General features: G+C 72.4%; 25 protein-coding genes. 15 read left to right on the forward strand and 10 right to left on the reverse strand.

Annotated features, from left to right (window positions below):
- Positions 1-106: 106 nt before the first annotated feature.
- The 3 genes from IO29_RS00485 (at position 107) to IO29_RS00495 (ending at position 2,337) form a co-directional block, all read left to right on the forward strand.
- A complete protein-coding gene (locus IO29_RS00485; protein WP_030378137.1) occupies positions 107-1,036 on the forward strand; it encodes an AraC-like ligand-binding domain-containing protein in 930 nt (309 codons plus the stop codon).
- Positions 1,037-1,260: 224 nt separating this feature from the next.
- Positions 1,261-1,692 carry a hypothetical protein gene (locus tag IO29_RS00490; protein ID WP_030378138.1) on the forward strand — a complete coding sequence of 144 codons (432 nt, stop codon included), beginning with the start codon at positions 1,261-1,263 and terminating at the stop codon, positions 1,690-1,692.
- A 156-nt stretch (positions 1,693-1,848) separates the two neighbouring features.
- The gene (locus IO29_RS00495; RefSeq protein ID WP_030378139.1) at positions 1,849-2,337 is read left to right on the forward strand and encodes a GNAT family N-acetyltransferase; all 489 of its coding nucleotides are present in this window, start codon (positions 1,849-1,851) and stop codon (positions 2,335-2,337) included.
- Here the strand turns inward: IO29_RS00495 and IO29_RS40315 are convergent.
- On the reverse strand, positions 2,287-2,538 hold the full coding sequence (locus IO29_RS40315; protein WP_158709271.1) for an MmyB family transcriptional regulator: 252 nt from the start codon (positions 2,536-2,538) through the stop codon (positions 2,287-2,289). The two genes, IO29_RS00495 and IO29_RS40315, sit on opposite strands and share 51 nt — an antisense overlap.
- 87 nt (positions 2,539-2,625) lie before the next feature.
- Between IO29_RS40315 and IO29_RS00500 the strand changes: the two genes are divergently transcribed.
- Positions 2,626-3,075 (forward strand): hypothetical protein, encoded by a 450-nt coding sequence (locus IO29_RS00500; RefSeq protein ID WP_158709264.1) that lies wholly within the window; start codon positions 2,626-2,628, stop codon positions 3,073-3,075.
- A 294-nt stretch (positions 3,076-3,369) separates the two neighbouring features.
- Here the strand turns inward: IO29_RS00500 and IO29_RS00505 are convergent, their stop codons facing one another.
- Positions 3,370-5,610 (reverse strand): MMPL family transporter, encoded by a 2,241-nt coding sequence (locus IO29_RS00505; protein ID WP_030378141.1) that lies wholly within the window; start codon positions 5,608-5,610, stop codon positions 3,370-3,372.
- Between the two features lie 254 nt (positions 5,611-5,864).
- Here IO29_RS00505 and IO29_RS00510 point away from each other — a divergent pair, with 254 nt between their 5' ends.
- Positions 5,865-6,644 (forward strand): TetR/AcrR family transcriptional regulator, encoded by a 780-nt coding sequence (locus IO29_RS00510; protein ID WP_030378142.1) that lies wholly within the window; start codon positions 5,865-5,867, stop codon positions 6,642-6,644.
- Between the two features lie 86 nt (positions 6,645-6,730).
- Here IO29_RS00510 and IO29_RS00515 read toward each other — a convergent pair whose 3' ends face one another.
- The 6 genes from IO29_RS00515 to IO29_RS00540 all read right to left on the reverse strand — a co-directional run bounded on the left by IO29_RS00515 (position 6,731) and on the right by IO29_RS00540 (position 12,883).
- A complete protein-coding gene (locus tag IO29_RS00515; protein ID WP_030378143.1) occupies positions 6,731-7,702 on the reverse strand; it encodes a fumarylacetoacetate hydrolase family protein in 972 nt (323 codons plus the stop codon).
- 113 nt (positions 7,703-7,815) lie between these two features.
- The gene (locus tag IO29_RS00520; protein WP_030378144.1) at positions 7,816-8,748 is read right to left on the reverse strand and encodes a VOC family protein; all 933 of its coding nucleotides are present in this window, start codon (positions 8,746-8,748) and stop codon (positions 7,816-7,818) included.
- Positions 8,749-8,752: 4 nt separating this feature from the next.
- A complete protein-coding gene (locus IO29_RS00525) occupies positions 8,753-9,772 on the reverse strand; it encodes an amidohydrolase family protein (protein WP_030378145.1) in 1,020 nt (339 codons plus the stop codon).
- A complete protein-coding gene (locus tag IO29_RS00530; RefSeq protein WP_030378146.1) occupies positions 9,769-10,899 on the reverse strand; it encodes an FAD-dependent oxidoreductase in 1,131 nt (376 codons plus the stop codon). Before IO29_RS00530 ends, IO29_RS00525 begins: the two co-directional genes overlap by 4 nt.
- Positions 10,900-10,922: 23 nt before the next feature.
- Positions 10,923-11,885 carry a cyclase family protein gene (locus IO29_RS00535; RefSeq protein WP_030378147.1) on the reverse strand — a complete coding sequence of 321 codons (963 nt, stop codon included), beginning with the start codon at positions 11,883-11,885 and terminating at the stop codon, positions 10,923-10,925.
- Complete coding sequence (locus IO29_RS00540) at positions 11,882-12,883, reverse strand: fumarylacetoacetate hydrolase family protein (RefSeq protein ID WP_030378148.1); 1,002 nt, start codon at positions 12,881-12,883, stop codon at positions 11,882-11,884. Before IO29_RS00540 ends, IO29_RS00535 begins: the two co-directional genes overlap by 4 nt.
- A 127-nt stretch (positions 12,884-13,010) precedes the next feature.
- Here IO29_RS00540 and IO29_RS00545 point away from each other — a divergent pair, with 127 nt between their 5' ends.
- Positions 13,011-13,928 (forward strand): LysR family transcriptional regulator, encoded by a 918-nt coding sequence (locus IO29_RS00545; protein ID WP_030378149.1) that lies wholly within the window; start codon positions 13,011-13,013, stop codon positions 13,926-13,928.
- Between the two features lie 63 nt (positions 13,929-13,991).
- Here IO29_RS00545 and IO29_RS00550 read toward each other — a convergent pair whose 3' ends face one another.
- Positions 13,992-14,204: a hypothetical protein gene (locus IO29_RS00550; protein WP_030378150.1), complete on the reverse strand. Its 213-nt coding sequence runs from the start codon at positions 14,202-14,204 to the stop codon at positions 13,992-13,994.
- A 280-nt stretch (positions 14,205-14,484) separates the two neighbouring features.
- Here IO29_RS00550 and IO29_RS00555 point away from each other — a divergent pair, with 280 nt between their 5' ends.
- On the forward strand, positions 14,485-15,702 hold the full coding sequence (locus tag IO29_RS00555) for a cytochrome P450 family protein (RefSeq protein ID WP_030378151.1): 1,218 nt from the start codon (positions 14,485-14,487) through the stop codon (positions 15,700-15,702).
- 28 nt (positions 15,703-15,730) lie between these two features.
- Entirely contained in the window at positions 15,731-16,588 is an 858-nt protein-coding gene (locus IO29_RS00560) for a class I SAM-dependent methyltransferase (RefSeq protein WP_051707085.1), read from the forward strand.
- 232 nt (positions 16,589-16,820) lie between these two features.
- Here the strand turns inward: IO29_RS00560 and IO29_RS00565 are convergent, their stop codons facing one another.
- On the reverse strand, positions 16,821-17,351 hold the full coding sequence (locus IO29_RS00565) for an EF-hand domain-containing protein (protein WP_030378153.1): 531 nt from the start codon (positions 17,349-17,351) through the stop codon (positions 16,821-16,823).
- A gap of 218 nt (positions 17,352-17,569) precedes the next feature.
- Between IO29_RS00565 and IO29_RS00570 the strand changes: the two genes are divergently transcribed.
- The 7 genes from IO29_RS00570 (at position 17,570) to IO29_RS00600 (ending at position 26,413) form a co-directional block, all read left to right on the forward strand.
- Positions 17,570-18,031 carry a MarR family winged helix-turn-helix transcriptional regulator gene (locus IO29_RS00570; protein ID WP_234307418.1) on the forward strand — a complete coding sequence of 154 codons (462 nt, stop codon included), beginning with the start codon at positions 17,570-17,572 and terminating at the stop codon, positions 18,029-18,031.
- 163 nt (positions 18,032-18,194) lie between these two features.
- Positions 18,195-19,937 (forward strand): MFS transporter, encoded by a 1,743-nt coding sequence (locus tag IO29_RS00575; protein WP_030378155.1) that lies wholly within the window; start codon positions 18,195-18,197, stop codon positions 19,935-19,937.
- A 295-nt stretch (positions 19,938-20,232) separates the two neighbouring features.
- Positions 20,233-21,123, forward strand: a complete 891-nt coding sequence (locus IO29_RS39965; RefSeq protein WP_199806843.1) for a hypothetical protein — start codon at positions 20,233-20,235, stop codon at positions 21,121-21,123.
- Positions 21,124-21,126: 3 nt separating this feature from the next.
- Positions 21,127-21,582 (forward strand): phage holin family protein, encoded by a 456-nt coding sequence (locus tag IO29_RS00585; RefSeq protein WP_078618112.1) that lies wholly within the window; start codon positions 21,127-21,129, stop codon positions 21,580-21,582.
- Positions 21,558-22,208 carry a DUF3618 domain-containing protein gene (locus tag IO29_RS00590; protein WP_030378158.1) on the forward strand — a complete coding sequence of 217 codons (651 nt, stop codon included), beginning with the start codon at positions 21,558-21,560 and terminating at the stop codon, positions 22,206-22,208. Before IO29_RS00585 ends, IO29_RS00590 begins: the two co-directional genes overlap by 25 nt.
- Positions 22,209-22,909: 701 nt before the next feature.
- Positions 22,910-25,324, forward strand: coding sequence for a glycoside hydrolase family 65 protein (locus IO29_RS00595; protein ID WP_030378159.1), 2,415 nt, complete (start codon positions 22,910-22,912; stop codon positions 25,322-25,324).
- Between the two features lie 123 nt (positions 25,325-25,447).
- Complete coding sequence (locus IO29_RS00600) at positions 25,448-26,413, forward strand: YihY/virulence factor BrkB family protein (RefSeq protein WP_030378160.1); 966 nt, start codon at positions 25,448-25,450, stop codon at positions 26,411-26,413.
- Positions 26,414-26,420 lie beyond the last annotated feature (7 nt).

Consider the following 26,420-nt stretch of genomic DNA (forward strand, 5'->3'; position numbering starts at 1 on the left):
ATGCGAGAGCACCAGTACGTGCTCACTGACCCCCCAGTTCGTGCACCAGTTTGTGCACCAAGCAGCAGTAGAGTGGCGACGCGGACGGGGATCGGGGGAGACCGGCATGACGGATGACAAGCGTTCTCGCTTGAATGGAACCGAGCCTTTCGAGGCGGCGGCCTCGTCCTTGTTCGCTCCCCTGCGGGTAACGGATCCCGGTCCGCCGGCGTTTCATGCCGTGGTCGACCACGTGGACATCGGGCCGGTGACCGTGGCCCGGATAGAGGTCGACGCCGCAACGGTGACCCGGGACCGCCGCACCATTTCCTCCCGCGACCAGGAGTTGATGCACCTGACCCTGCATCACCGTGGCCGGGTCGCGGTGATGCAGGACGGCCGGGCCGCCACCTTGAAACCCGGCGAACTGTTCGCCTGTGACAACACCCAGCCCTACCGGATCATCGGGTCCGCCCCCAGTGACATGACCGTGCTCTGTGTTCCCCGGGCGAACCTCGGCAGGCACGCGGACTCCATCGGCCGCCGCACAGCCCTTCCCCTGTCCGCGCAGGGCGGGATCGGTGGACTCCTCCGCTACGCGCTGTCCGTAGCCGACGAGGACGTTCCGGGCGGAGGACTGACGCGCACGTACCTGGCCGAGGCGCTCACCGCACTGTTACTGGCGGCTTTCGCCGACACCACCCCCGAGCGAGCCTCCGTCGCCAGTGACCTCGCCGACCGTATCCGCGTCCATGTACTGGCCCACCTCGGCGATCCCCGGCTCAGCGCCGAACGCGTCGCACGTCGGCACGGCATCTCCGTCCGCCATCTCCACGCGCTCTTCCAGGGCGCTGACCTGACCTTTGCCGCTTGGGTCCGGCACGAGCGGCTGCTGCGGATCCGCCGCGACCTGCTCGACCCGGCCTGTGCCGATCGATCCACGGCCGCGATCGCGAGGCGGTGGGGAGTACTCGACGCCAAGCACCTCGGCAGAGCACTGAAATCCGAGTTCGGCGAAACCGTGAGCGACCTGCGCCGTACGCAAAGAGCTGACTGAACAGCTGTTGTCTGTCCGACTTCTTCGGCCCGGCTTCTTCGGCAAGGACGTGTCGGGCCTTTGAACAAGCGGCTGTTTCCTGAGGACGAACGGCCACGGACCCGTTCACTCCGTGTCCGGGTTCTGTAACCGGTGCCGGTGGCTTACAACCCTGGTCGGGTCACGACAGTCAACCCTTCGAGATCGACAAGCTGTTGGAGCTGTCGATGAAACGGGGGATTCACATGAACATCATTCAGCGTGCCGCGGCGGTCGGAGCGGTCACGGCCGCCGTGGTCGGCGCCATGGGGGCCATCGCCCCGCAGGCAGGGGCGGCGACGCCCCTGGCGAAGTACAACGGTGTCTGCGGGACGGGCTACACGGTGGTCGACTCGGCACCGGTCGGTACGGCGGGCACGGTGTATCTGACGTACAACCCCGCCACGGGACAGGACTGCGTGGTGACGGTACGCACCCGTCCCGGCGCCGCCGTGTCGATGCTGGCAGCGCTCACAGACGCCCAGGACGTCGACCCCGAGTTCGACGACGGCCAGTACACGACCTACGCCGGTCCGGTGTACATCGGCCACCCGGGGCACTGTGTGAGCTACTGGGGACGGATCTCCGGCCAGAGTGGCGGAGCGGACAACGTGCACTGCACACCACTGACCGACTGAGCGGTCTCACCTCGTCGTGTGCTGTTCACGATCAACACGGTGTCCCCGCGGGGCGAGCTGCCGCGGGGTCAGGTGTGTGCGCCAGTGGGCTGACCAGGAAACGGCTTCGCGCCCCCTTGGACGGGCGTGGATGCCGGCTCGCCGGAGGGACTGAAGATGACCGACGTTGTGTTGAAGCTGTCAGCCCGTGACTTGGTCCATGCGGACCTGGCGTCGTGCGGGTGGGCAGGCTCGGACCATCACCTGGCCGGCGTCGCCGCGCAGTTGGAACGTGCCCGGGCCGGTGAGGTCGACTATCTCGCGGTCTGTCCCGCGACGAACATCCCTGTGGCGAAGGGCGGTGTCGACTACCGGGTCAAGGAGGGTGTCGGCACCTTGTGGCAGCTGGCGGTCCACCCCGCATTGCAATCGTGTGGGATCGGCACGTTCCTTGTCGGAGCCGCGGAACTGCGGATCAGGAACCGCGGTCTGCGGCAGGCCGAGCTGGGTGTGGAGGAGAACAACCCCCGGGCACGTGCACTGTACGAACGACTGGGATATGTCGCGTACGACCGTCAGCCGGACGCGTGGGACGAGCAGGCCCCCGACGGATCGCTACGCCGCTACGAAACCATGTGCACATTGATGCGGAAGGAACTCGTGTAGGCCGAGCGACAGCGTGGCCGGCGATGGTGGTACCAGGCAGGCACACCGCACGAGGTCGCGTTCGCGCCGGGGCAGAGGGGAGAAGCCCTCCAGGAGGGCGGCGGCCGGATCGTTCCAGGCGATCACTTCGTAGGTTGCGGGGAGCGCGAGCGCCGCGGTGCCCGGCAGCCGCCGCGGCCTCCGCTGACAGCCGAGCGGAATTGAACCCGTTCAAATTCCATGGCATCGTGAGTGCCCACCGATCTGGCGTGCGAGCCGATCAGGGCGTGACGTATGCAAGGGGGAGCCATGCGTGAGGAACGAGGGCGAGTCGCTGCGGTGGGGTTGCGTGGGGTGGTCCCGGCGGTCGCGGTCGCGGTCTTGATGCTGGCCACGGGGTGCGGCATGTGGGAGCAGCGGGAACTGGCTCGGGCGGACATCGCAGGCACCTGGACCGGGGGTGATGCCGGGACCCTGCGCTTCGAGGATGACGGCACCGTCGTCGTGACCGACCTTGCCGTGTACGACAACGACGGCGACCAGGTGTCGTCGTGCAGCGGCACCGGCGAGTGGGGCGTGTATCCCGACGACGAGGCGGCGAAGCTGCTGTGGACCAGCGTCTGCGACGGCAACCCGTGGGAATTCGGCGGCTCGAAGGCGCATCCGAAGATGCGGCGCAGCGTGGGCGACCCCGAGCGCGGGAAGGTCCAGACCCTCAGCCGCGAGGGGGAGGAGGCGCCCGGCGCGTCCGGGCGGTGACGCGACGCGCCCGTGGCCCGGTCGTCGGCGAGCTGCTCGCCGATCCGCATGCCGGCTTTCGGCCCCCCTGTCACACCCCTGACCCGCAACCTGACGATGCACACCGCACACCGCACACCGCACACCGCTCACCGCGCATCAGCGGCACGGGCGCGGCCGACGGCGAAGGTGTGATCCGCCGACCGCCCCCCCGCGCTGCCGACATCGAGCTTTCAGGGGGACGGGGGCGGGGTGCCGTGCGCCGCGTACGCCGCGCACGAGTCGCGAGGGGTGGACGGGCGGTGGACGGGCGGGTCACACCCTGGTCGACTCCTTCGTGTCCGCCCCAGCGGCTGCCGCCGATCCGTGGCCGGACCTCGGCTCGGGACCGCCTTCGCTGAGGCCGTACCGCGCGTGGAACCCGCGCAGGAAGCCGGGCGCGTACCAGGCCGTGTTGCCCAGCAGACGCATCGCGGCGGGTACGAGCACGCCGCGGACGGCGAGGGCGTCGATGAGGACGGCCAGTCCGCTCCCGAGGCCGAACATCTGGATGAAGCTGAGTTTGGAGGTGCCGAAGGCGAAGAAGCTCACCGCGAGCAGGAAGGCGGCCGCGCTGACGATGCGCCCGGTGTGGCCGAGGCCGCTGACCACCGCGGTCTCGTTGTCCGCTCCCTGGTCGTGGAGTTCCTTGATCCGGCTGGTGACGAAGACCTCGTAGTCCATCGAGAGGCCGAAGCCGATGCAGAACATCAGCACGGTCATCGACAGCTCCATCGGCTGGGCGGTGAAGCCGAGCAGCGACGACAGGTGGCCGTCCTGGAAGATCCAGGTCATCACACCGAGGGTGGCACCCAGGCTGAGCAGGTTGAGGAGCAGCGCGCGCAACGGCTGCACGACGCTGCCGGTGAACAGGAAGAGCAGCAGGAAGGTGCTGAGGACGACCAGGGCCACGGCCAGCGGCAGTTTGTCGGCGATGGACTCCTTGGCGTCGACGAGTACGGCGTCGTTCCCGCCGACCAGGGGGGCCGTCCCCGGGGGCGGTGTCACCGCGCGCACCCGCTCGACCAGCTTCTCGGCTGCCTCCGACTTCGGCGTCAGGCTGCTCACCACGCTGATCCGCTGTGCGTCGGGCCGGCCGAGGGCGGAGTCGGCCGGGCCGGGCACGGCGGGCCGCCCCGCGCTGTAGGTGCCCACGCTGCTCTCGACGCGCTCGACACCCTTGAGCGCGGCCAGTCGCTCCGCGTACGCGGCCAGCGGTGCCTTGGCCACGGAGGTGTCGAGGGCGATGAAGAGGGCCGCGTCCTCACTGCCGCCGAAGTCCTCCCGCAGGACCTGCGAGACCTGGCGGCTCTCGGCGTCCTTGGGCAGCACGCGCTCGTCCGTCGTGCCGAAGGTGATGTCCAGCAGGGGGCTCGCCGCCAGCAGCAGCACCGTGACGACGGGCACCGCGGTGAGCACGGGCCGCCGCATGACGGTGTGCGCCAGCCGTCCCCACCGGGATGCCCGGGCCTCGGAGCGGCGCACCTTCGCCCACGGCAGCCGGCCGCCGTTGACCCGGTGCCCCAGGGTCTTCAGCAGGGCCGGCATCACGAACAGGGTGCTCAGGGCGGCGATGGCGACGACGCCGACCCCGGCGAAGCCGAACGACCGCAGGAAGTACTGCGGGAACACCATGAGGGTCGCCAGAGCCGCCGCGACGGTCGCCGCGGAGAAGGCGATGGTGCGGCCCGCGGTGTGCACCGTCCGCCGGACGGCATCCTCCACGCTCACACCGGCCGCGAGCTGCTCCCGGAAGCGGTTGACCATCAACAGGGCGTAGTCGATGCCCAGTCCGAGCCCCAGGGCGGTGATGAGGTTGGTCGCGGTGTCGGCCACGTCGGTGACGCTGCCGAGCAGGAAGAGCTGGGCGAAGGAGCCGGTGATGGCGATGACGGCGATGACGAGCGGCAGCAGCGCCGCGACGACGCTGCCGAAGACGAACAGGAGCAGTACGAGGGTCAGCGGTACGGCGATCGCCTCGGCGAGGACCAGGTCCTCGACCACCTGGTTCGACAGGTCGGCTCCTACCGCGGCGCCTCCCCCGGCCCGGACGGTGAGGGTGTCCTTGTAGGAGCCGCTGTAGGTGTCCAGGATCGCGAGGGCGCTCTCCCGCTGCTCGGTGGTGTCTCCTTTCACGTGGGCGAGCACCAGGGCTTCACGGCGGTCCCCGGAACGCAGGTCGGGGCTCTTCGTCTCCCAGAAGGAGACGACGTTGCTGAGCCGCTCGTCCTTCTTGAGCTCGGCCACCAGGTCCTGGCCGTCCTTCTCGGCGGCAGGGGTGTCGATGCGGCCGTCGGGAGAGCGGACCAGCAGGACGAGGTTGGTCTCGCCACCGAACTTGTCGGCGATGACGTTCGCCGCGCGCGTGGAGCCGGAGGCGGGATCGTCGAAGCCGCCCCCCTTCAGCTTGTCGAAGGCGCCGGCGCCCACCACGCCCATCAGTGCCACGGCCAGGGCGGCCACGAGCAGCACCAGCCGGGACCGGCGGATCGCCAAGTCGGCCAAACGTTCGAACACGAGTGGATCTCCTTCAGGGGTCTTCGGGAAGGACGGGAGGCGGCGGCGCGGCCGGACGAGAAGCCGACGGAACGCGTCGCAGAGCCCTTCGCCCCGGCAGACGGTGCAGCGATGCCGCGCTCGTCGCCGCTGGGAACGACGCTAATGAGGGAGCGTGTTCTTGAGCAGAAGGAGATTTACCTGACACTGTCAGGTTTTCCGCACGGGGGCAGTCCTCTGATGACTCGTCCCGTCAACCGCCCTAGGATCGCCGCATGTTCGCCGACAAGCCCGCGACGGTCCTGTCGCCCCTGCGCCAGCGACGCCGAGCCGCCGCCATCCGGGAGATCGTGGACGCCGCCGAGCGCCAGATCGCCGAACACGGGCCGCACGCCCTGTCCCTGCGCGCGGTCGCCCGCGACCTCGGCATGACCGTGCAAGGGCTCTACCACTACTTCCCGAACAGGGACGCCCTCGTCACGGCGCTGGTGGCCAAGGCGTACGACGACCTGGGCGATGCCGTGACGGCGGCCGTCGACGCGGCGGCCCACGAACCGGCCGCACAGCGGTTCCTGGCCGCCGCCGAGGGCTACCGCCACTGGGCCGTCACCCACGTCGAACGGTTCCAACTGCTGTACGGCGCACCGCTGCGCCACTACGAGGCACCCGCCGAGGGCCCGACCACCCGGGCGATGCGCCGGCTGAGCGCCATCTTCCAGCGGGAGATGTTCGACGGGTTCACCACGGAACAACTCGCCGCGGCCGACACCCGGGCGCTCTCGCCGACTCTGCGGCAGCACCTGGAACCCCTGATCCCGCACGGCTCGGAAACCCTGCCGCCTCCCGCGACCGCCCTCCTCGTCGGCGCCTGGGGACACATGCACGGCATGGTCGTGCTGGAGGCCTTCGGGCACACCTCCTTCATCGGCGAACACCAGGCGGAGATCTTTCGCATGGCCATGCGTGACCTGCTGGAGGACCTTCATCGCCGCATCCACGCCGGCCAGGACCCGCCGAGCAGGTCTCCGAGAAGCACTGTCCCCGGGCCAACCTAGGGAAGCGCAGCGGTGGCGTGTCGGAGAGCAGCTTCACTTCACGCATCCGGTGATTCCTGGCGCCGGAACCCCGTCGCACCAGTCGCTCACGGCCGTTCCCGGTCCCGGCGCCGACCGGTCGGCAGCCGGACGGGCGCCGCGCCGGGGACCACGGTGTTGGTCACCGTGCCGATGCCCTCGACGGTGAGGGTGACCGTGTCGCCGGGTTTCAGGGGCGGGGGGTCCTGCCGGCCCCGTACGCCCCAGAGTTCGGCGAGGCAGCCGCCGTTGCCGCAGGTGCCGGAGCCCAGGACGTCGCCGGGGACCACCCGGGTGCCGCGGGAGGCGTAGGCGGTCATCTCCTCGAAGGTCCAGCTCATGTGGGAGAGCAGGTCCTCGCCGACCCTCTCGCCGTTCACCGAGGCGGTCAGGGCCAGGCGCAGGAAGCCGTCGGTGTCGCGGTGGGGCTCGAGTTCGTCGGCGGTGACCAGATAGGGGCCGAGGGTGGTGGCGGTGTCCTTGCCCTTGCAGGGGCCGAGGCCGACCTTCATCTCGGCGGACTGGAGGTCCCTGGCCGACCAGTCGTTGAACACGGTGTAGCCGACGATGTGGTCGCGGGCCTGCGCGGGGGTGAGGTCGCTGCCCTCGCGCCCGATGACGGCGGCCACTTCGAGCTCGAAGTCCAGCACGGCCGAACCGGGCGGCATCGGGATGTCGTCGTACGGGCCGTAGACGGCATGCGGGTTGGTGAAGTAGAACGTCGGCGCCGCGTACCACTGCTCGGGCACGCCGCCGGTGCCCTCCACGGAGCGGCGTACCCCTTCGACATGTTCCTCGAAGGTGACGAAGTCCCGCACGGAGGCGGGCCGCAGTGGTGCCAGCAGCCGGACCTGGGAGACGTGGGGGCCAGGGGGCACGTCCAGGGCCGCGGCGCCCGCGTCGAGCAGGCCCGGGAGTCCGTCGCTCTCCTGGATCAGTGCGGTGAGCGAGGTGACGCCGGGCAGCGGGAAGAGGGTGCCGTCCCCTTCCACGACCGCCACCCGGCGGCGGTGTCGGTGTTCGTAGGCGGCGAAACGCACGGTGCGGCTCCATCGGGTGCGGGGACGGGGGTGCGGGGACGGGGGAGCGGGGACGCGGCGGCGCGCGTCGGGGCAGTGCCGTACTGCCGCGTCCCCGGAGTCGACGGGTCGGGTCAGACCGGTGGGGCGACGAAGACGCCGCGGTCGGGGTCGTTGAAGGACTCCTTCGCGACGATCTCGTTCATGGCGTTCGCGGTGCCCCACTGGTCGGTGACCTCGGGCCGGGAGAAGTCGTAGACGTGCGGGTGCCAGGTGTCCTCGTCCAGGCACTCCAACTCCGTCGTGTACTCGACGGTGTTGCCGTGCGGGTCGAGGAAGTAGGTGAAGGTGTTGTCCCCGGCCATGTGCCGGCCCGGACCCCACACCTTCTTGAACCCGGCGCGCATCACTCGGCCGGAGCCGCGCATGTACTCGTCGATGCCGCGCATCTCGAAGGAGACATGGTGCAGGGAGGTGTGCGGACCGCGTGCGATCGCCATGGAGTGGTGCTGGTTGGAGATCCGCATGAAGTGCATGACCTCGCCCATGTGCGGCGAGCTGAGCGTGTCGGAGAGCGCGAAGCCGAGGTGGCGCTCGTACCACTCGCGGGTGCGGCCGAGGTCGGGGGAGTTGAGGACGACATGGGAGAGCTTGACCGGGATGGACTCCTTCTCCTCGATCCTGCGGTGCTGCCGTACCGCCACGTCGGCGGAGACCTCCAGGGTGCGGCCGTCGACGTCGAAGAACCGGAAGCCGTAGCCGCCGCCCGGGGTGTCCACCTGCCCCGGCCGTGAGATCAACCGGACGCCGCCCGACAGAAGTCGCTCGGCGAGCGTGTCCACGTCGGCCGCGCTCGCGGCGCCGTAGGAGACGAGGTCGAGGCGCTTCTCCTCGGCCCTGCGGAGCCGGACGACATACTGCTCGGGGGAGCCCTCGGCGGCCAGGAAGGAGATCCCGGAGTCCTCGGCGACCTTGGTCAGGCCCCAGACGCCGGCGTAGAAGTCGAGCTGCTTGTCGTAGTCGGGCACGGCGAGGTCGACGTGCCGCAGATGGGTGAGCAGACGCATGGTGTCAGTCCTTCCGGAGGAGGGCGCAGGCATTGCCGCCTCGGACGGCATGGAAGTCGGTGCCGGACAGGTGCGCGGCGCGCAGGGCGCCGACCGGGTCCTCGGTGCCCATGTCGAACGGGAAGTCGGAACCGAGGAGCACCCGGTCGGCCCCGGCGGCCCGGATCAACTCCCGTAGTACGTGCGGGTCGTGGACGAGGGAGTCGAAGTACAGCCGTTTGAGGTAGCTGCTGGGCGGGTGGGCGCAGCCGGCGCCCGCGTCCGGGCGTGCCGACCAGGCGTGGTCGGAGCGGCCGATGTGCGTGGGCAGATAACCGCCGCCGTGCGCCGCGATCAGCTTCAGCCCGGGGTGCCGGTCGAGGACCCCGGAGAAGATCAGGTGCGAGAGCGCGACGGCGTTCTCGGTGGGCTGGCCGACGGTGTTGGACAGGTACCACCGGTCCAGGCGCTCATCGAGCGTGCAGCCGAAGGGGTGCAGGAACAGCAGCGCGCCGGTCTCCTCGGCACGGGACCAGAAAGGTTCGTAGGCCGGGTCGGACAGCTCGCGTCCCGGGGCGTGGCTGGAGATCTCCACCCCGGCCAGGCCCTGCTCCAGGGCGTGGTCCAAGGCGCGGACCGCCTGTCCCGGGTGCTGGAGCGGGACCAGCCCGAGTCCGCGCAGCCGGTCCGGCGCGGCCGAACAGTGCGCGGCCGTCGCCTCGTTGGCCAGGCGGTACAGCTTCTCGGCCGTCTCCTCGTCCGCCCAGTAGTGGTAGTGCGAGGGGGAGGGGCTGACCACCTGCACGTCCACGCCCTGCGCGTCCATCGCGGCCAGGCGTACGGCGGCGTCGGTCAGCCGGGGGAGGCGCGCGCGGACCATGGGGCCGCTGACGGCGAGGGCGGCGGGGCCGTTGCGCCGGGCGTCCAGCGCCCTGGCCTCGGCGAGACCAGGCAGGCCGGCCACCAGCGCCTCGACCTCGGGGAGCAGGACGTGGGCGTGCACATCGACGGTCGGGGTGGTCCCGGACGCGGTGGGTGTCGTCACGGCAGCTCCCTGAGCATGGTCATGGTGCGGCCCATGAGCCCGGGGATGTCGGCGTCCCGGACTCCGTCGAGCTGCCACTGTCCGAGCTGCACGGAGGCCTCGACGGCCGGGCGGACGCGGGCGATCCGCCGCTCGTGGTACGCCTGGAACAGCGCGTCGTCCCAGGTGTCGGCGCCGGTCAGCAGCTCGGCGAGGACGAGCGCGTCCTCCAGGGACAGGGCGGCACCCTGGGCGAGGGTGGGCGGGCAGCAGTGGGCGGCGTCGCCGATCAGCACGACCCGGCCGCGGTGCCAGGAGCCCTCCACCAGCATGCGGTCGAACCAGGTGTAGTTGACCCGGGACGGGTCGTCGATGTGCGCGGTGATCTCCGGCCAGAAACCGCCGTACGCCGAGGCCAGGCGCCGCATCTCCTCGGCGTACGTCCCGGGCGGGATCGACGCCCGGTCGCGGTTGCCCTCGACGACGTAGGCGTACAGCGTCGTGTCGCTGGTGGGGCAGTAGCCGGCGATGTACGCCGGGCCGCCGTAGGCGAGGTCGGTGCGGACGACGCCCGCCGGGCGCGGGGCCGCGATGCGCCAGATCGCCATGCCGGTGGGTTCGGGCCGGTCGGTGATGCCGATGGCGGCGCGGGTCGTGGAGCCGAGGCCGTCGGCGGCGACGAGGAGGTCGTAGCGGGCCTCGGCACCGTCGCTGAGGCGTACGAAGACGCCGTCGGCGTCCTGGCCGAGGATCTCCGCGGTGGTGCCGAGGCGGACGGTGGCGCCACTGGCGCGTACGGCCTCGATGAGGATCCGCTGGAGCCGGGGGCGTTGCAGCCCCACCGTGGCCGGCAGGTCGTCGCCGCCGGTGCGCAGGTCGTCCTGGACATGCAGGACGGTGCCGTCGGGGGCGGTGATGCCGACCGAGTCGAAGCCGTACCCGGACGCCTCCACCTGTTCCCAGACGCCGAGTTCGCGCAGGACGCGCAGGGCGTTGCCCTGGAGGGTGATGCCGGAACCGGCGGTGGCGTTCCAGTCGGCCTTGGCCTCGATCAGGTCCACGGCGAGACCGGCGCGGCGCAGCAGGATCGTCACGGCGTTGCCGGCCGCGCCGCCGCCGACGACGAGGACCGTGCGGGGCTGGGTCATGAAGAACTCCTTCGTTCCTCGGTCTACTTGACCGCGATCGGGTTGACGGGCGAGCCGACCGCGCCCGTGATGGGCAGGGGGGCGGCGGTGAGCCAGAACTCGTGGCGGCCGTCGTGCGCGCAGTCGTCGGCGAGGGCGTCCAGGTCCCACATCTCGCCGATGAGCAGGCCGATGTTCGGGATGGCGACCTGGTGCAGCGGCTGGAAGGCGTGCGCGAACTCGTTCGGGCGGACCTCGAAGCCCCAGGTGTCGGTGGCGATCGCGGCGATCTCCGTGCCGTGCAGCCAGCCCGCCGTGGTGAACGACAGCCCGGGTGCGGGGCCGCCGGCGTAGTCGCCCCAGCCCTCCCGGCGGGCCCGCGCGAGCTGTCCGGTGCGCACCAGCACGAGATCGCCCCGGCCGACGGCGACCCCGTGCGCCTCGGCCGTCGCCGTCAGATGCTCCTCGGTGATCGCGAACCCGTCCGGCAGCTCACCGCCCTCGCCGACGACCCGGCCGACGTCGAGGAGCACTCCGCGTCCGGCGACGTGCGGGGCCATGTGCTCGATGCCGGTGACGAGGTCGCCGTCGGAGGTGACGACCTTCTCGGCGGGCCGTCCGTTCCATGCCTTGCCGTGGTCGAAGATGTGGCCGAGTCCGTCCCACTGGGTGGAACACTGCAACGGCATCGTGATCACGTCGTCGGCGCCGCCGATGCCGTGCGGGAAGCCCTGGTTGCCGAGGGCGGCGTCGGTGCCGGTGTCGAGCATGGTGTGCACCGGGTTGGTGCGCCGCCGCCAGCCCTTCTGCGGTCCGTCCATGTCGAAGCGCTGGGAGAGGGAGAAGCAGGCGCCGCGCCGTACCAGCGTCGCGGCCTCGCGGCGTTTCGCCTCGTCGAGGAAGTTGAGGGTGCCGAGCCGGTCGTCCTCGCCCCAACGGCCCCAGTTCGAGTACGCCTTCGCGGCCCGGGCGATGGCGCCCGCCGGGTCCGTACGGTCCGGGATCACCCGGTCACCTCCGCCACACAGCGGGTGCGCTGGGCACCGAGTCCGGTGATGGACGCGTCCATGACGTCGCCGTCGCGCAGCAGCCGGCCCCAGTGCATGCCGTTGCCGGCCGGGGAGCCGGTGAGGATCAGATCGCCGGGCAGGAGGCGGGCGGACCGCGAGGCGTAGGACACCACCCGGGCCACGTCGAAGATCATGTCCTTGGTCGACTCGTCCTGCATGGTCTTGCCGTTGAGCTTCAGCGTCAGACGCAGGTCGCCCGGGTCCGCGATCGACGTGGCGGGCACGATCCAGGGGCCGAGCGGGGTGAAGCCGGGGGCGTTCTTGCTGCGCAGCCAGTCGGTGCCGATCTGCGGCATGTCCCGGCGGAAGACGGTGGCCCGGTCGGTCAGATCGTTGGCGATCGTGTAGCCGGCGACGTGGTCCAGGGCCTCGCCGGGGGACACGTGGTACGCCGGGCGGCCGATCACCGCGGCCAGTTCCAGTTCCCAGTCGGGCTTCTCGGCCCAGGCCGGCAGCACGACGTCGTCGTAGGGGCCGGTGAGCGCGCTCGGCAGGCCGATGAACACGTACGGCAGATCCTCGGCGGCCCGCCGGTCCATGATCTCCGCCGCCTCGGCGCGGCGCTCCTCCTCCGGCCGGTCGTCCCCCGGGGCCCGGTGCGCGACGTGCAGATCGATCACGTGCTGCCGGTAGTTGGCGCCGGACTGGAACACCTGGCGCGGCTCGACGGGGGCGTGCACACGGAACTCCGCCAGCGGCCTGCGTGCCGGCGCACCGTCCTCGGCCAGTGCGGTCAGCCGCGGTGCCACCGACTCCCAGTCGTCCAGGAGCGTCCGCATGGTCAGGCCGGTGCCGCCGAGAGCGGGGCGCAGGTCGAGCGCCTGGGCGTCGGGGGTGACGAGGGCGGGGAAGGCGGGGCCCCCGGGAGCGGAGAGGGTGGCGAGTGCGAAGGGTCCGGCGAAGAGGGCGGACGCGGCTTCAGGTTTCACGGACATGTCCTCCTGATTGCGGTGGCACTAATCTGGACCCGCCACTCACGATCAGAGAAATCGATTCCATGGATGAGCGTCATCCAAGGGATGGATTCTCGCTGGTCATCGCCGTACAGCCAGGGAAAGGGCCGTGAATCTCAGTCGTCTGGACCTCAATCTCGTCGTCGCCCTGCGGGCGCTTCTCGAGGAACGCAACGTCACCCGTGCCGGGCAGCGCGTCGGCCTCAGCCAGCCCGCGATGAGCGCGGCCCTGTCCCGCCTGCGCCGCCACTTCGACGACGACCTGCTCGCGCGGGTCGGTGGCCACTACGAGCTGACCGCCCTCGGCCAGGTCCTTCTGGACCGCACCGCCACGGCGTACGACGTGCTGGAACGCCTCTTCGCCAGCCAGGCGGACTTCGATCCCGCCAGGGAGCGGCGGGAGTTCAAGCTGTTCGCGTCCGACTACGCCGTCGCGGTCTTCGGCGCCGAACTGGCCCGGGTCGTGCACGAGGAGGCCCCGGGCATCCGGCTGCGCTTCGCGCAGACCCCGGCCACGGTGGTGGACGCCACGGACGCGCTGCTGAGCACGTCCGACGGCCTGTTGATGCCGCACGGAGTCATCAGCGGCTTCCCCACCACCGACCTGTACGCGGACCGGTGGGTCTTCCTCGTCGCCGAGGACCATCCCGGCGTCGGCGACCGGCTCACCCGCCAGGACCTGGCCCGGCTGCCCTGGGTCACCTACCAGCGCACCTACGACGCCCCGGCCGTGCGCCAGCTCGGCATGCTGGGAGTCGAGCCCCGGGCCGAGGTCTCCGTCGACAGCTTCCAGAGCATCCCGCTGCTGGTCGCCGGAACCCGGCGCATCGCCCTCGTCCAGGCCCGCCTGGCCCGGCTCCTGGCCCCGCTCGCGGCCGTCCGCGTACTGGAACCGCCCTACGAGGCCGTCCCGTTGCGTGAAGCGATGTGGTGGCACCCCGTGCACACGCACGACGCGGCCCACATCTGGCTGCGCGAGACGGCCGCGCGCGTCGGCCGACGCATGGCCGACGCGCCCGAGGGGTGAGCCGACCGCGACGTCGGCGCGGGAAGGCGCGAGGGCGCGGCCGGCCGGCCCGGCACGACGTCGTCAGCGTGTCTGTGCACGTGAGCCGGGACGCAGCAGACCCACGACGGCGGTGACCATGAGGGCCAGGGCGGCGAGGCCCGAGACGAGGGGCAGCACGGCCACGTCGTCCTTCAGCTGATACGCGGCGTTGATCGCCAGGATGACGCCGACAAGCAGGTAGAGGGCGCTCATGCCCCGGCTCGTCGGGATGATCCGCCATGCGCGGTCACTCATGTCTGCCTCCAACTCGGCCGCTGTGCACTGTGGTTCGCGTGCCCAGAGGTCCGGGAGGCAATCCGGCCGGGCCGCCGCTCCGCGCCGGGGCCGGTGTCGTCGAAGCCGCTCCGCCACGGCGACGGTCATCGACCGGTGCGCCCACCGCCCGGCAGATCGGCCGCGGGTTCGGTCGCGTAGCGGCCCATCGCGTCGATGTCGGCCTGCGGTGCCAGCGGCCGCCCGTCATGGCCCGGCAGCGGTGCGTGCCCCGTCGCGCGCGATCTGGTTGGCTGGCTTCATGAGCGAGACAACCGCCCTTGGCGCGAGCGGCATTGACCCCGTAGAGCTGTTCGCCGATCCCTACGCCGTCTACGGCCGGCTCCGTGAGGAAGGGCCGGTGCACCGCATCACCGGTACGGACGGGCTGCCCGCCTGGCTGGTCACCCGCTACGACGACGTACGGCAGGCCCTCGCCGACCGGCGCCTGTCCCTGGACAAGAGCCACGGCACGCCCGGCGGGTACCGGGGCATGGCTCTGCCGCCCGCGCTGGACGCCAACCTGCTGAACATGGACCCTCCGGACCACACGCGGATCCGCAGGCTGGTCTCCCAGGCGTTCACTCCCCGCCGCATCCAGCAGCTGCGCGACCCCGTGCGACGCATCGCGGACCGGCTCCTCGACGCGCGGCGCGGGGACGAGGAGTTCGACCTGATCGCCGCCTACGCCGCCCCGCTGCCGATCGCCGTGATCTGCGACCTCCTGGGCATCCCCGAGGACAGCAGGCCCGACTTCCGTTCCTGGACCGACGCGCTGATGGCACCCGACCCCACACGCCCCGCCCGGGCGCGTGACGCCGTCGGCCGGCTGCTCGCCTTCTTCACCGGCCTCCTCGCGGACCGGCGAAGGCGCCCGGGCGACGACCTGCTCTCCGCGCTCATCGCCGTACGCGACGAGGAAGACCGCCTGAGCGAGGACGAGTTGATGTCCCTGGCCTTCCTCGTCCTCGTCGCCGGATACGAGAACACCGTCCATCTCATCGGCAACGCCGTCGCCGCGCTGCTCGCCCATCCCGCGCAACTGGCCGCGCTGCGGGCGGATCCGGAGCTGCTGGACGGGGCGGTGGAGGAACTGGCCCGCTACGACGGCCCGATGCCGCTGGCCATCCGGCGCTTCCCCGTCGAGGACCTCACCATCGGCGGCGTCACCGTGCCCGCGGGGGAGACCGTGCTGCTGTCCCTGGCCGCCGCCCACCGGGACCCGCGCCGCTTCCCCGAGCCCGACCGGCTCGACCTCACCCGCGACGCCACCGGGCACCTCGCCCTGGGACACGGCATCCACTACTGCCTCGGCGCCCCGCTCGCCCGGATGGAGACCTCGATCGCACTCACCGCGCTCTTCGACCGCTTCCCGGACCTCACCCCGGCCTGCCCACCCCAGGATCTACGGCACCGCTCGTCCATGCGCTCGCGCGGCCTCGTCGCCCTGCCCGTACGGACGGCCGCGCCCCGTGGCTGAGGAGCAGGGGCGGGCGCGGCCGTCGGGAGTGTGGGCCACGGCCGTGGGGGTCGCCAGGGTACGGGCGCTGGAGACCGAGCGGGCGAACGCGCTGTTCCGTGACCCACTGGCACGGGCCTTCGCCGCCGCGGGCGGCATGTGGCCGTCCTCGCCGGCGGCGGCGGCCGACGACGAGGCCGGGCGGCGCCGGCGGGCCGGCGTGGCGATCTCCATCGTCATCAGGACGAAGTTCCTCGACGACCTGTTGCGGCAGGCCTCCGCGTCCGGAGTACGGCAGGTCGTACTGCTCGGCGCAGGCATGGACAGCCGGGCCTTCCGGATGGACTGGCCCGAGGGCACCCGGCTCTTCGAGGTCGACACCGCTGCCCCACTGGACTTCAAGGCCTCGGTGCTGCGTCAGGAGCGGGCCGTCGCGCGCTGCGAGCGGATCACCGTCGCGACGGATCTCCGGGAGGACTGGCCGGGCGCGCTGGCCGCCGCGGGGCACGACCCGGCCGCGCCCACCGCGTGGATCGCCGAAGGGCTGCTGATCTATCTGCCGGAGGACGCGGTGGAGACGCTGCTGGCCCGGATCGGCGCGCGGTCGGCGGCGGGCAGCCGGATGGGGCTCACGCTGGGCACGCGCGGCGTGATCGAGCGCTTCGGCGCGGACGCCGTGCCGGGATCGGCGGCGTCCCTGTGGGTCTCGGAGATGCCCGACGACCCGGTGAGCTGGCTGGCCGGGCACGGCTGGGAGGCCGAGAGCCACACCTTGCGCGAGCGCGCCGCCGTCTACGGCCGTCCGCTCGGCACCCCGCCGCGGCGCGAGGAACGGCCCGGAGGGCTGATTTCGGCGGTCCGGAGGCAGAGCGCCCCGTCACTCCGGTCCTCCACCGGGCATCCGTGACGGCCCGCCGGGAAAGCCGGCGGGCCGTCACGGGCGGGTGGAATCAGGGCGCGTCACTCGATGGGAGAGGCCGAGACCACCGCCGGGACACTCCGGCTCGTCGGGCCGGAGGCCCGAACGCCCGGGAAGCTGTCACTGCCAGGTCCGAACGCCCGGGAAGTCGTCACGGCCGGGCCTGAACGCCCGGGAGGCCCTGGGCGACGGTGTCGCCCACTCGGCTCCGCCGTGCTCCTCAGCCCGTCGGCTGTGCGACCAGGTGGTCCGCGATGCCCGCCGCGTCGGGGTCGTAGTACTCCCTGATGGCCTCGGCCCAGGCCGACACCGATGCCTGCTCGGTGCCGGCCGGCTCCAGGGCGTCGAACAGGGACCTGATGTTCGGCTCGGAGAAGCCGATGGCCGTCATGACCGCCATGAAGGTCGGCCGCTCGACCATCCCGTCACCGTTCGGGTCCGAGACGGCCGTGAGCGCCTCGGCGAACTGGCCGACCGCCGCGGAGAAGCGTTCCGGGGCGAGGACGACCGCCTTGAACTCCTCGAAGTCGACCTTGTTGTCGCGGTTGGTGTCCAGCTCGTCGGCCAGGGTCTGCCAGAACGTCCGGAAAGCGGCCGTCATCGCGTCGCGCCTCGCCGCGTCCGCCTCGGGTACCGCGGCCACCACCCTCTTGGCCATCAGGTCGAAGTCGTCGGCTTCGAGGACTCCGTTGCCGTCGGCGTCGAACAGCGTGAACACGAGCCGGACCCGCTGGATCGCTTCCGTCCGCATGGGCGTTTCACCTTTTCCTGTCGGTGTACGCGCACTTCTCATCGGTATGTGCGCACTCCGCACGGTATGGAGAAAGGCTGGTCGGGTCATGAGGAATGCGCGGCGTTCATACGAAGGAGTGGCGGCGGACCGTCGGCCCGAGGTGGCCCGTGCGGGTGGCGTGACCGGACACCGGGGCGCATCTTGTTTCACGCTACATGTAAATGCATAATGCAGTGATGGACATGCGTGACGCACCGCCCGACGAGCCCCACGCGGCGACGGAGGACCTCGTCGTCGCCGTCGAGCAGGTACTCCGGCATGTGCGGCAGAGCGCCACCGCCGGAGGGCTCGGCATCGCCGCGTCCTCGCTGCTCGGGCGGCTCAGCCGCGAAGGGCCGTTGCGGCTCACCGAGTTGGCCCGGGCCGAGGGCGTCTCGCAGCCCAACGCGACCCAGCTCGTCACCCGCATGGAGCGGGCGGGGCTGGTGCGCCGCACCGCCGACCGCAGCGACGGGCGCGGGGTGCTCGTCGCGGTCACCGACGCCGGGCTGCGGGTCTTCGCGCAGCGCCGCGCCGAGCGTGCGCGGGCGCTGGGCGAACTCATGGCCGAACTGACCGCGCCCGAGCAGCGGGCGACCGAGGTCGCGCTCACCGCCCTGGCGCGGGTGATCCACGACCGGCGTCAGGAACGGGGGTGAGGCCGCCCGTGCACACCGCGGGCCCACCCGCGTCGACGTCCGGTTCCGCGCGGTCCCGCGTGCACCGGGTCCAAGGTCCCCGTGCCCGTCGCCGTCCCCGTCCCCGCTCCCTCCTCCTGCTCCTGCCCCGTTCCACCCGCCCTCGTCCGGAAGAGAACCGCACATGAGTGCACCGCACGGAAAGGCTGCCAGCCCGTTCCGGCAGCCCAAGGCCGTCTGGGCCGTCGCCTTCGCCTGCGTGATCTCGTTCATGGGCATCGGTCTGGTCGACCCGATCCTGCCCGCCCTGGCCGACAGCCTGCACGCCACGCCCAGCCAGGTCTCCCTGCTGTTCAGCAGCTATCTGATCGTCACCGCGGTCGCCATGCTGATCGTCGGCTGGGTCTCCAGCCGCATCGGCGCCAAGCGGACCCTGGTCACCGGCCTCGCCGTGATCGTCGTGTTCGCCGCGCTCGCCGGCACCACCGACTCCATCAACGGCATAGTCGGCTTCCGGGCCGGCTGGGGCCTGGGCAACGCGCTGTTCATCGCCACCTCCCTCGCCGTCATCGTGGCCTCCGCGAGCGGCGGGTTCGGCGGTGCGATCATCCTCTACGAGACCGCGCTGGGCCTCGGTATCGCCGTCGGCCCGCTGCTCGGTGGCGAACTGGGCGCCATCAGCTGGCGCGGTCCCTTCTTCGGCGTCGCCGTCCTCATGGCCATCGCCCTCGTCGCCACCATCGCCTTCGTCCCCTCCCTGCCCAAACCCGAGCGCCCCACCTCACCCGTCGCCCCGCTCAAGGCACTGCGCCACCGCGGCCTGCTCACCATGGGCATCATGGCGCTGCTCTACAACTGGGGCTTCTTCACCATGCTCGGCTACGCCCCCTACCCGATGGAGCTGAGCGCCCACCAGCTCGGGCTCGTCTTCACCGGCTGGGGACTGCTCGTCGCCGCGTTCAGCGTGTTCTTCGCCCCGCGCCTGCAAGGCCGGTACGGCACGGCGCCCGTTCTCTACGCCAACCTGCTCGGCCTCGGCATCGTCATGGCGGTCATCGCGGCGGGCGTCGACACCCCGTCCGTCGTCATCGTCGCGGTCATCGTCAGCGGCGCCTTCATCGGCATCAACAACACCCTCACCACCCAGGCCGTCATGCTCGTCTCGCCCGTCGAGCGCCCGGTCGCCTCCTCGGCGTACGGCTTCCTGCGCTTCATCGGCGGCGGCCTCGCCCCGTACGTCGCGGGCAAGCTCGCCGACGCCACCGATCTGAGCGTGCCCTTCTACCTCGGCGCCGCCACCTTCGTCCTGGCCATCCCCGTGCTCGCCAGCGGGCACCGGCTGCTGGCGCGGGCCGAGCAGCGCGACGGGGACGGCGAGAGCGTCGAACCCGCCGGAGCCGGCTCGCCCGTGTTCACACCGGTCGGCGCCGCCGCGGCCGCCGACGGTCACCCTCCGGTCGTGGTCGCCGTGGGCGCGCACGAGCGGGCCGCCGCGATCGTGGACGCCGCAGCCCGGCTCGCCCGCGACACCGGCAGCCCGCTGGAGGTCGTGCATGTGCGGCAGACCGCCGTCGTCGAGGGGCAGGCCGTCGACACCGAGACCGAGGAGGAGGCCCGGGACGCCGTCACCGCGCATCTCGCCCGGCTCGCCGGCCTCGGCGTCGCCGCCACCGGGCAGATCCTCACCAGCGTCGGCGACCACGCCGCCGCCGGACACGCCCTGGCCCGGCACGCCGCCGACGTCCACGCCCGGACCGTCGCCGTCGGCCGCTCCCCGCGTGGAGCGCTCGCCCAGTTCGCCGACGGCAGCCTCACCACCGCGCTGACGCACGCGGCCACCTGCACCGTCGTCCTCGTCGAACCCGACGACGACCCCCGGCCGCTGACCCCGGCATCGCTGACGGACCTGCGCACCGGCGGGGCCTGAGGCGCGGTGGGGCCGGGGCTGGTCGAGGACCCCGTCTTCGTCCTCGTCCCGGCCCGCTCCGGCTCCAACCCTGCTTCGGATGCTGCTCAACGGCCACGCCCGGATCCGAGCCCCGCGCGAATTGCGGCACCCGGTACGGGGACCGCGCGAGATCGCGGAGCGGTGGGGTATCGAGCCCTCCGAGGCCGGCTGTTTCCCCCATTCGGGCACGGGCACCCGGTATCCCTGCAAAAGGGATATTCGTGGCATATCGCTGCGGAACGCTCTCTCGACGCTCTAGCGACCAGGAGGAGCCTTGAGCGACTTCCAGAGCACCAGCCGCCCGGACCGGGGGACACCGGCGGCAGTGGCGAAAACAGCCCAGGACAAGGCGGGCGAGGGCGCCGGACTGGTGGGCGACAAGGCCGCCGAGGTGGCCGGCACGGCCAAGGAGCAGGCGGGGAACGTGGCCGGTGAGGCCACCGCCCAGGCCCGTGACTTCGTGGACGAGCTGCGCGAGCAGCTCCAGGACCAGGCGGACTTCCAGACCCGGCGCCTCGCCGACAACGTACGCAAGCTCTCCGACGAGCTGCGCGCCATGGGCGACAGCGGTGGGCGCGAGTCCAGCGCCGCCGGTGTCGTACGGCAGATGGCCGACGGCGGTCACAAGGTGGCCACCCGGCTGGAGGAGCGGGGGCCCGACGGCCTGCTCGGGGACCTGCGCGACTTCGCGCGGCGCCGTCCCGGTGTCTTCCTCGCCGGGGCCGCGGTGGCCGGGTTCGCCCTGGCCCGGGTGGGCAAGGGCGTCGGCGCCGCCGGACAGGGACAGGACGGCCATGCGGCCCTCACCGACGGCGCCGGCCCGGGCGGCCGCCCGGCGGGCGCGGGCGGTGCCCCGTACGCCGGCTTCGAGGACCCCGCGTACGGCTACGGGGAGGCCCGGCCGTCCTACGGCGGCCCGGGATACGGGCGGGGCTCCGGATACGGGGACGGCGGGGGCTACCGGGAGGGCGGAGGATACGGGGAGGGCTCGGCGTACGGAGAGGGGCCGGGGTACGGGGAGCCCCAGGGGTATGGGCAACGGCCGGAGTACGGGCGACGGCCGGGATACGGGGAACGGCCGGGATACGGGGAGGCTCCGCCCCGTGAGCCGCTGGGGGAGGGTGCCGAGCCGGCGCCGCCCGGGCGGCCGACGCGAAGGGACTGAGCCATGGCCACCTCCTACTGGGAACCGGGGGCGGCGCGGCCCTACGCACCGCAGGAACCGGTCATGCCCTCGGCCGACGGGGCCGAGCCGTCGCTCGGCGACCTCGTCGGCGAGATCGGCAGCGATCTGTCGCAGCTCGTCCGCGACGAGATCGAACTGGCCAAGGCGGAGATCAAACAGGAGTCGACGAAGTCCGGCAAGGCGTTCGGCATGCTGGGCGGCGCCGGATACGCGGGGCACCTGGTCCTGCTGATGGGCAGCCTCACGGTCATGTTCGCCCTCGCCAACGTCATGGACCTCGCCTGGGCGGCGCTCATCGTCACCGCCGTGTGGGCGGTGGCCGGCGCCGTGCTGTACACGACCGGCCGGGCCCGGCTGCGGGCCGTCCACGTCAAGCCCGAACAGACCGTGCAGACCCTCAAGGAGGACGCGCAATGGGCACGACACCCGACCAGCTGAGGACCGACGTGGAGTACCGGCGCGCGCATCTGGCCCGCAACGTCGATCTTCTCGCGGACCGGATGGGCCCGCGGCGGATGGCCCGGCGCCGTGCCGCCGCCACCCGGACCAGGATGACGCACATGAAGGAGCGCGTGATGGGCACTTCCCGTGACGCCGCGTCGCGCATGACGGACAGCGCGCACCACGTCGCCGGCGGCGCCGGCCAGGCGGCGGGCAGCGTCGCCGGCACGGCCCGCTCGACGGCGGGCCAGGTCGCCGGCACGACGCGGTCGGCCGCCGGCCAGGTCGCCGACACGGCGGAGCATGCCGCCGGGCAGGTCGGCGAGGCGATACAGCAGACACCGGAGCAGGTACGGCGGGGGACGGAAGGCAGTCCGCTGGCGGCGGGCGTCATCGCCTTCGGCGCCGGCATGCTCGCCGCGGCCCTGCTGCCGCCGACCAAGGCGGAGGAGCGGGCGGGACGGCAACTGCGGGAGCACTCCGACCAGTTGCTCGACCCCGTGAAGCGGGGCGCGGCGCAGGCGGCGCAGGACGTCAAGGAGGAGCTGCGCGAGCCGGCGCAGGAGGCGGTGGACGCGGTGAAGTCCACGGCGCAGGACGCGGCGCGCACGACGAAGGAATAGGCGCGGGCGGCCGGCCAGGACACGGCGCAGGGTCTGAAACAGGTGGGCGAGGACGCGGCCCACGAGGCCCGCGACAAGGCCGGCGGCGGCCCCGGCGGCCCCGGCGGCCCCGGCGGAGCCGGCTGACGGGGGCCCGTCCCAGGTTGGTCCCTCCTCCCCGCGGAGCCCGGGGGGAGGGACCGAGCGCGGGGGCGGGACACGCGGGAGTGCTCGGGGTGCGGTGGGTTGACGTCTGCGGGTGGGATGTGGCTGGTCGCGCCCGCGCGGCGGAGCCGCAGATGGGTACGGCCCCGCGCACCTGGGCTGGCCGGGGTGGGCCGGGGATTCGGAGCGCAGCCCCTGGCCTCGCCGGGCCCACCTTCCCGGGGCATGGGGCGCAGCCCGGATCTTTCCGGGGGTCCAGGAGGCGGAGCCCCTTGGGGGTTGCTTGCGGCGGGCCTCCGGGGCGTAGCCCCTTGCGTTTTTCGGGGGTGCAGGGGGGCGGAGCCCCCGCTCGGGTGCTGGGGCGGAGCCCAATGTCCCACCGCCCCAGGGCTGACGGGGCGGAGCCCCGCGTCCCAGCCACCCCGGGGTTGAGGGCGCGGATCCCCGCGTCCACCCACCCGGGGTCGAGGGGGCGGAGCCCCCTGGGGGAGGGGGCGGGCAGGGGTGGCGGGGGCGAAAGAGCCCGGGGGGACGCCGCCGTACCGGACAGGAGCGCCATGGACCCTCGCACCCCCCTCGCCGCCGGCACCGCCACCCCCCGCACCTGGGAGTACGCCGGATACGACCCCACCGCCGAACGCCTCAGGGAATCCCTGACCACCCTCGGCAACGGCCGCTTCGCCACCCGCGGCGCACTCCCCGAGTGCGACGCGGACGACGTCCACTACCCCGGCACCTACCTCGCCGGCTGCTACGACCGCCTCACCTCCGACGTCGCCGGCCGCCAGGTCGAGAACGAGGACATGGTCAACCTCCCCAACTGGCTCCCCCTCCGCTTCCGCCCCGCCGGAGGCGGCTGGATCACCCCGGACACCACCCCCGTCCTCGCCCACCACCTCACCCTCCACCTCGACTCCGGCCTGCTGGAACGCCACACCCGTTACGCCCTCGACGAGGGCCGGACAGCCCTCGACGTACGCCAGCACCGGCTCGTCTCCATGGCCGACCCTCACCTCGCCGCCCTGCACACCGAGTTCACCGTCGACGGCGCGGCCACCGGACTCGACGTCGAGTCGGCCCTCGACGGCGGCGTCACCAACGCCGGCGTCCCCCGCTACCGCGACCTCGACGGCCGCCACCTCACCCACGTCCACACCGGCACCGCCCCCACCGCCCCCGACACCGCATGGCTGCGCTGCCGCACCCGTACCTCCGACATCCGGATCGGCATGGCCGCCCGCGTCACGGCGGCCGACGCACCCGTCACCGTCCACCACGCCCACCCCCGCGCCCTGCACACCGCGCATCTGCGCCTGGAGCCCGGCCGTACGGCCGTCGTCGACAAGACCGTCGCCCTGCACACCTCCCGCGACCCCGCCATCAGCGACCCGCTATGCGCCGCCGCCGAACGGGCCGCCGCGGCGCCCGGCTTCGCGGAACTGCGGGACGACCACCGCGCCGCCTGGGAGCAGCTGTGGCGCAGGGCCCGGCTCGAGGTCCCCGGCGAACCCGGCCACATCCTGCGGCTGCACCTCTTCCACGTCCTGCAAACCCTCTCCCCGCACACCGCCGACCTCGACGTCGGCGTCCCCGCGCGCGGGCTGCACGGCGAGGCCTACCGCGGGCACGTCTTCTGGGACGAGCTGTTCGTGCTGCCGTACCTCAACCTGCACTTCCCCGAGGTCTCCCGGGCCCTGCTCACCTACCGCCACCGGCGCCTGGAACCCGCCCGCGCGGCGGCCCGCGCCCTCGGCCGGCGCGGGGCGCTGTACCCGTGGCAGAGCGGCAGCGACGGACGGGAGGAGACCCAGCGGCTGCACCTCAACCCCCGCTCGGGCCGCTGGCTGCCCGACCACTCCCACCTCCAGCACCACGTCGGATCGGCGATCGCGCACAACGTGTGGCAGTACTGCGAGGCGAGCGGCGACACCGAGTTCCTGCACACCGGCGGCGCCGAGATGCTGCTGGAGATCGCCCGGTTCTGGGCGGACTCCGCCACCTGGGACCCGGCCACGCGCCGGCACCGCATCCTCGGCGTGATGGGCCCCGACGAGTACCACGACGCCTACCCGGACGCCGGCCGCCCCGGCCTCGACGACAACGCCTACACCAACGTCACCGCCGCCTGGGTCCTCACCCGCACCCTGGAACTGCTGCGGTCGCTCCCCGAGCCCCGCCGTCGCGAACTCACCGAGGGCACCGGTCTGTCGGACACCGAACTCCAGCGCTGGGAGGAGGTCTCCCGCACCCTGCGCATCCCCTTCCACGACGGTGTCATCAGCCAGTTCGAGGGCTACGACGGCCTCGCCGAACTCGACTGGGACGGCTACCGCGCCCGCTACGGAGACATCCGCCGGCTTGACCGGATCCTGGAGGCGGAGGGCGACAGCGTCAACCGCTACAAGGCGTCCAAACAGGCCGACGTCCTCATGCTCGGCCACCTCTTCCCGCCGGACGAACTCGTCGCCCTCTTCGCGCGGTTGGGACACCGCTTCGACGACGACCTCTGGCGCCGCACCGTCGACCACTACCTGGCCCGCACCAGCCACGGGTCCACGCTCAGCGGACTGGTGCACGGCTGGGTCCTGGCCCGCTGCCGCCGCACCGAGGCGTGGACCTACGTCCAGGAGGCGCTGCGCGGCGACGTCGCCGATGTGCAGGGCGGCACCACCGGCGAGGGCATCCACCTCGGCGCCATGGCCGGCACCCTCGACCTCGTCCAGCGCGGCCTGCCCGGCCTGCGGACCCGCGGGGGCACCCTACGGCTCGACCCCGTGCCGCTCCCGGAACTCTCCTCCTACGGCTTCACCCTGCGCCACCACGACCACTGGGGCGTACGGCTGCGGCTGGAACACCGCCTCGTGGAGATCGAGGTGCCGCCCTCCGCCGCCGCCCCCCTCGACGTCCACGTCGCCGGCCAGGCGCTCCGCGTCCGCCCGGGGGAGGAACGCCGGCTGGCGCTGCCCGACTGAGGGCCCGCCGCACCGTACCCGGATGCGCGACGGAGCCGGTCCCGGGGCACCCGTACGAACGAGGACCATACGAACGCGTACGCACCCGCACGCACCGCCACGGACCGAGGAGAGCCGCCGCCCATGGGAACAGCCGTCCACGTCCCGCAGACCCGGGACATGATCGGGGAGGAACTCTCCGGAGACGAGGCGCTCACCGCACTGCGCCGGTACGGGGGCGTGCGGCTGCTGGTCCACTCCTTCGCCCGCTTCCGGTACGCCGACGGGTTCACCCACGCCCGTGCGCTCGGCTTCCAGGTCGTCCTCGGCATGGTGCCGTTCACGGTCGCCCTGGTCGGGCTCGCCACGTCGGCCCACACCGAGGGGGTGGGCCGGGTCATCGAGCTCACCCTCGGGCGGATCGTGCCGGGGGCGAGTGCGGACCTCGTCGAGGGCGCCTTCGACCGCACCCGGCAGACCGCCCACGGCAGCGTCTGGAGCGTCCTCGCCCTCTGCGCCGGCCTGGGCTTCGCCCTGCTCAACCTCGCCTCCGCGATGGGCCAGGTCGAGCGCGGCGCCAACCGCATCTACGGCATCGAACGCGACCGCCCCTTCCCGCGCAAGTACGCCCGCGCACTGCTCCTCGCCCTGGCGGCCGGCATGCCGATGGTGCTCGGCTTCGTCGTCCTCGTCGCCGGCGAGGCGGTCGGCGACGCGGTCGTGCGGGCGTTCGGGCACGGCGACCACGGGCCGGCCTGGTGGCACGTCCTGGAGGTGCCGGTCGGCCTGGTCCTGGCGTGGGTCGCCTCCGCGGTGATCTTCCGCTGGTCGCCGCGCCGCGACCAGCCGGGCTACACCTGGCTCGCGTTCGGCTCCGCCGTCCACCTCGTCCTGTGGGTCGCGGCCACCTGGCTGCTCGCCCTGTACGTCGAGAAGAGCAGCGCCTTCGGCGACCTCTACGGCCCCCTCACCGCCTTCATCGCCCTCCTCCTGTGGGCCAACCTCACCGGCATCGCCCTCTTCCTCGGCATCGCCTTCGCCGCACAGTTGGAAGCCGCGAGAGCGGGCATCACCACACCGGTACGCCCGGACCCCGGCCCGGGCGACTAGGGGCGGC

The organism is Streptomyces sp. NRRL F-6676, assembly GCF_000725625.1.
In the GTDB taxonomy this organism is placed as follows: Bacteria; Actinomycetota; Actinomycetes; order Streptomycetales; family Streptomycetaceae; genus Streptomyces.

What these genes read in the sequence shown, in the direction of transcription:
- IO29_RS00485 (WP_030378137.1), top strand. Translation starts at nt 107, where the DNA reads ATGACGGATGACAAGCGTTCTCGCTTGAATGGAACCGAGCCTTTCGAG.
- IO29_RS00490 (WP_030378138.1), top strand. Translation starts at nt 1,261, where the DNA reads ATGAACATCATTCAGCGTGCCGCGGCGGTCGGAGCGGTCACGGCCGCC.
- IO29_RS00495 (WP_030378139.1), top strand. Translation starts at nt 1,849, where the DNA reads ATGACCGACGTTGTGTTGAAGCTGTCAGCCCGTGACTTGGTCCATGCG.
- IO29_RS00500 (WP_158709264.1), top strand. Translation starts at nt 2,626, where the DNA reads ATGCGTGAGGAACGAGGGCGAGTCGCTGCGGTGGGGTTGCGTGGGGTG.
- IO29_RS00510 (WP_030378142.1), top strand. Translation starts at nt 5,865, where the DNA reads ATGTTCGCCGACAAGCCCGCGACGGTCCTGTCGCCCCTGCGCCAGCGA.
- IO29_RS00520 (WP_030378144.1), bottom strand. Translation starts at nt 8,748, where the DNA reads ATGCGTCTGCTCACCCATCTGCGGCACGTCGACCTCGCCGTGCCCGAC.
- IO29_RS00530 (WP_030378146.1), bottom strand. Translation starts at nt 10,899, where the DNA reads ATGACCCAGCCCCGCACGGTCCTCGTCGTCGGCGGCGGCGCGGCCGGC.
- IO29_RS00540 (WP_030378148.1), bottom strand. Translation starts at nt 12,883, where the DNA reads ATGTCCGTGAAACCTGAAGCCGCGTCCGCCCTCTTCGCCGGACCCTTC.
- IO29_RS00550 (WP_030378150.1), bottom strand. Translation starts at nt 14,204, where the DNA reads ATGAGTGACCGCGCATGGCGGATCATCCCGACGAGCCGGGGCATGAGC.
- IO29_RS00555 (WP_030378151.1), top strand. Translation starts at nt 14,485, where the DNA reads ATGAGCGAGACAACCGCCCTTGGCGCGAGCGGCATTGACCCCGTAGAG.
- IO29_RS00565 (WP_030378153.1), bottom strand. Translation starts at nt 17,351, where the DNA reads ATGCGGACGGAAGCGATCCAGCGGGTCCGGCTCGTGTTCACGCTGTTC.
- IO29_RS00570 (WP_234307418.1), top strand. Translation starts at nt 17,570, where the DNA reads ATGGACATGCGTGACGCACCGCCCGACGAGCCCCACGCGGCGACGGAG.
- IO29_RS00575 (WP_030378155.1), top strand. Translation starts at nt 18,195, where the DNA reads ATGAGTGCACCGCACGGAAAGGCTGCCAGCCCGTTCCGGCAGCCCAAG.
- IO29_RS00585 (WP_078618112.1), top strand. Translation starts at nt 21,127, where the DNA reads ATGGCCACCTCCTACTGGGAACCGGGGGCGGCGCGGCCCTACGCACCG.
- IO29_RS00590 (WP_030378158.1), top strand. Translation starts at nt 21,558, where the DNA reads ATGGGCACGACACCCGACCAGCTGAGGACCGACGTGGAGTACCGGCGC.
- IO29_RS00595 (WP_030378159.1), top strand. Translation starts at nt 22,910, where the DNA reads ATGGACCCTCGCACCCCCCTCGCCGCCGGCACCGCCACCCCCCGCACC.
- IO29_RS00600 (WP_030378160.1), top strand. Translation starts at nt 25,448, where the DNA reads ATGGGAACAGCCGTCCACGTCCCGCAGACCCGGGACATGATCGGGGAG.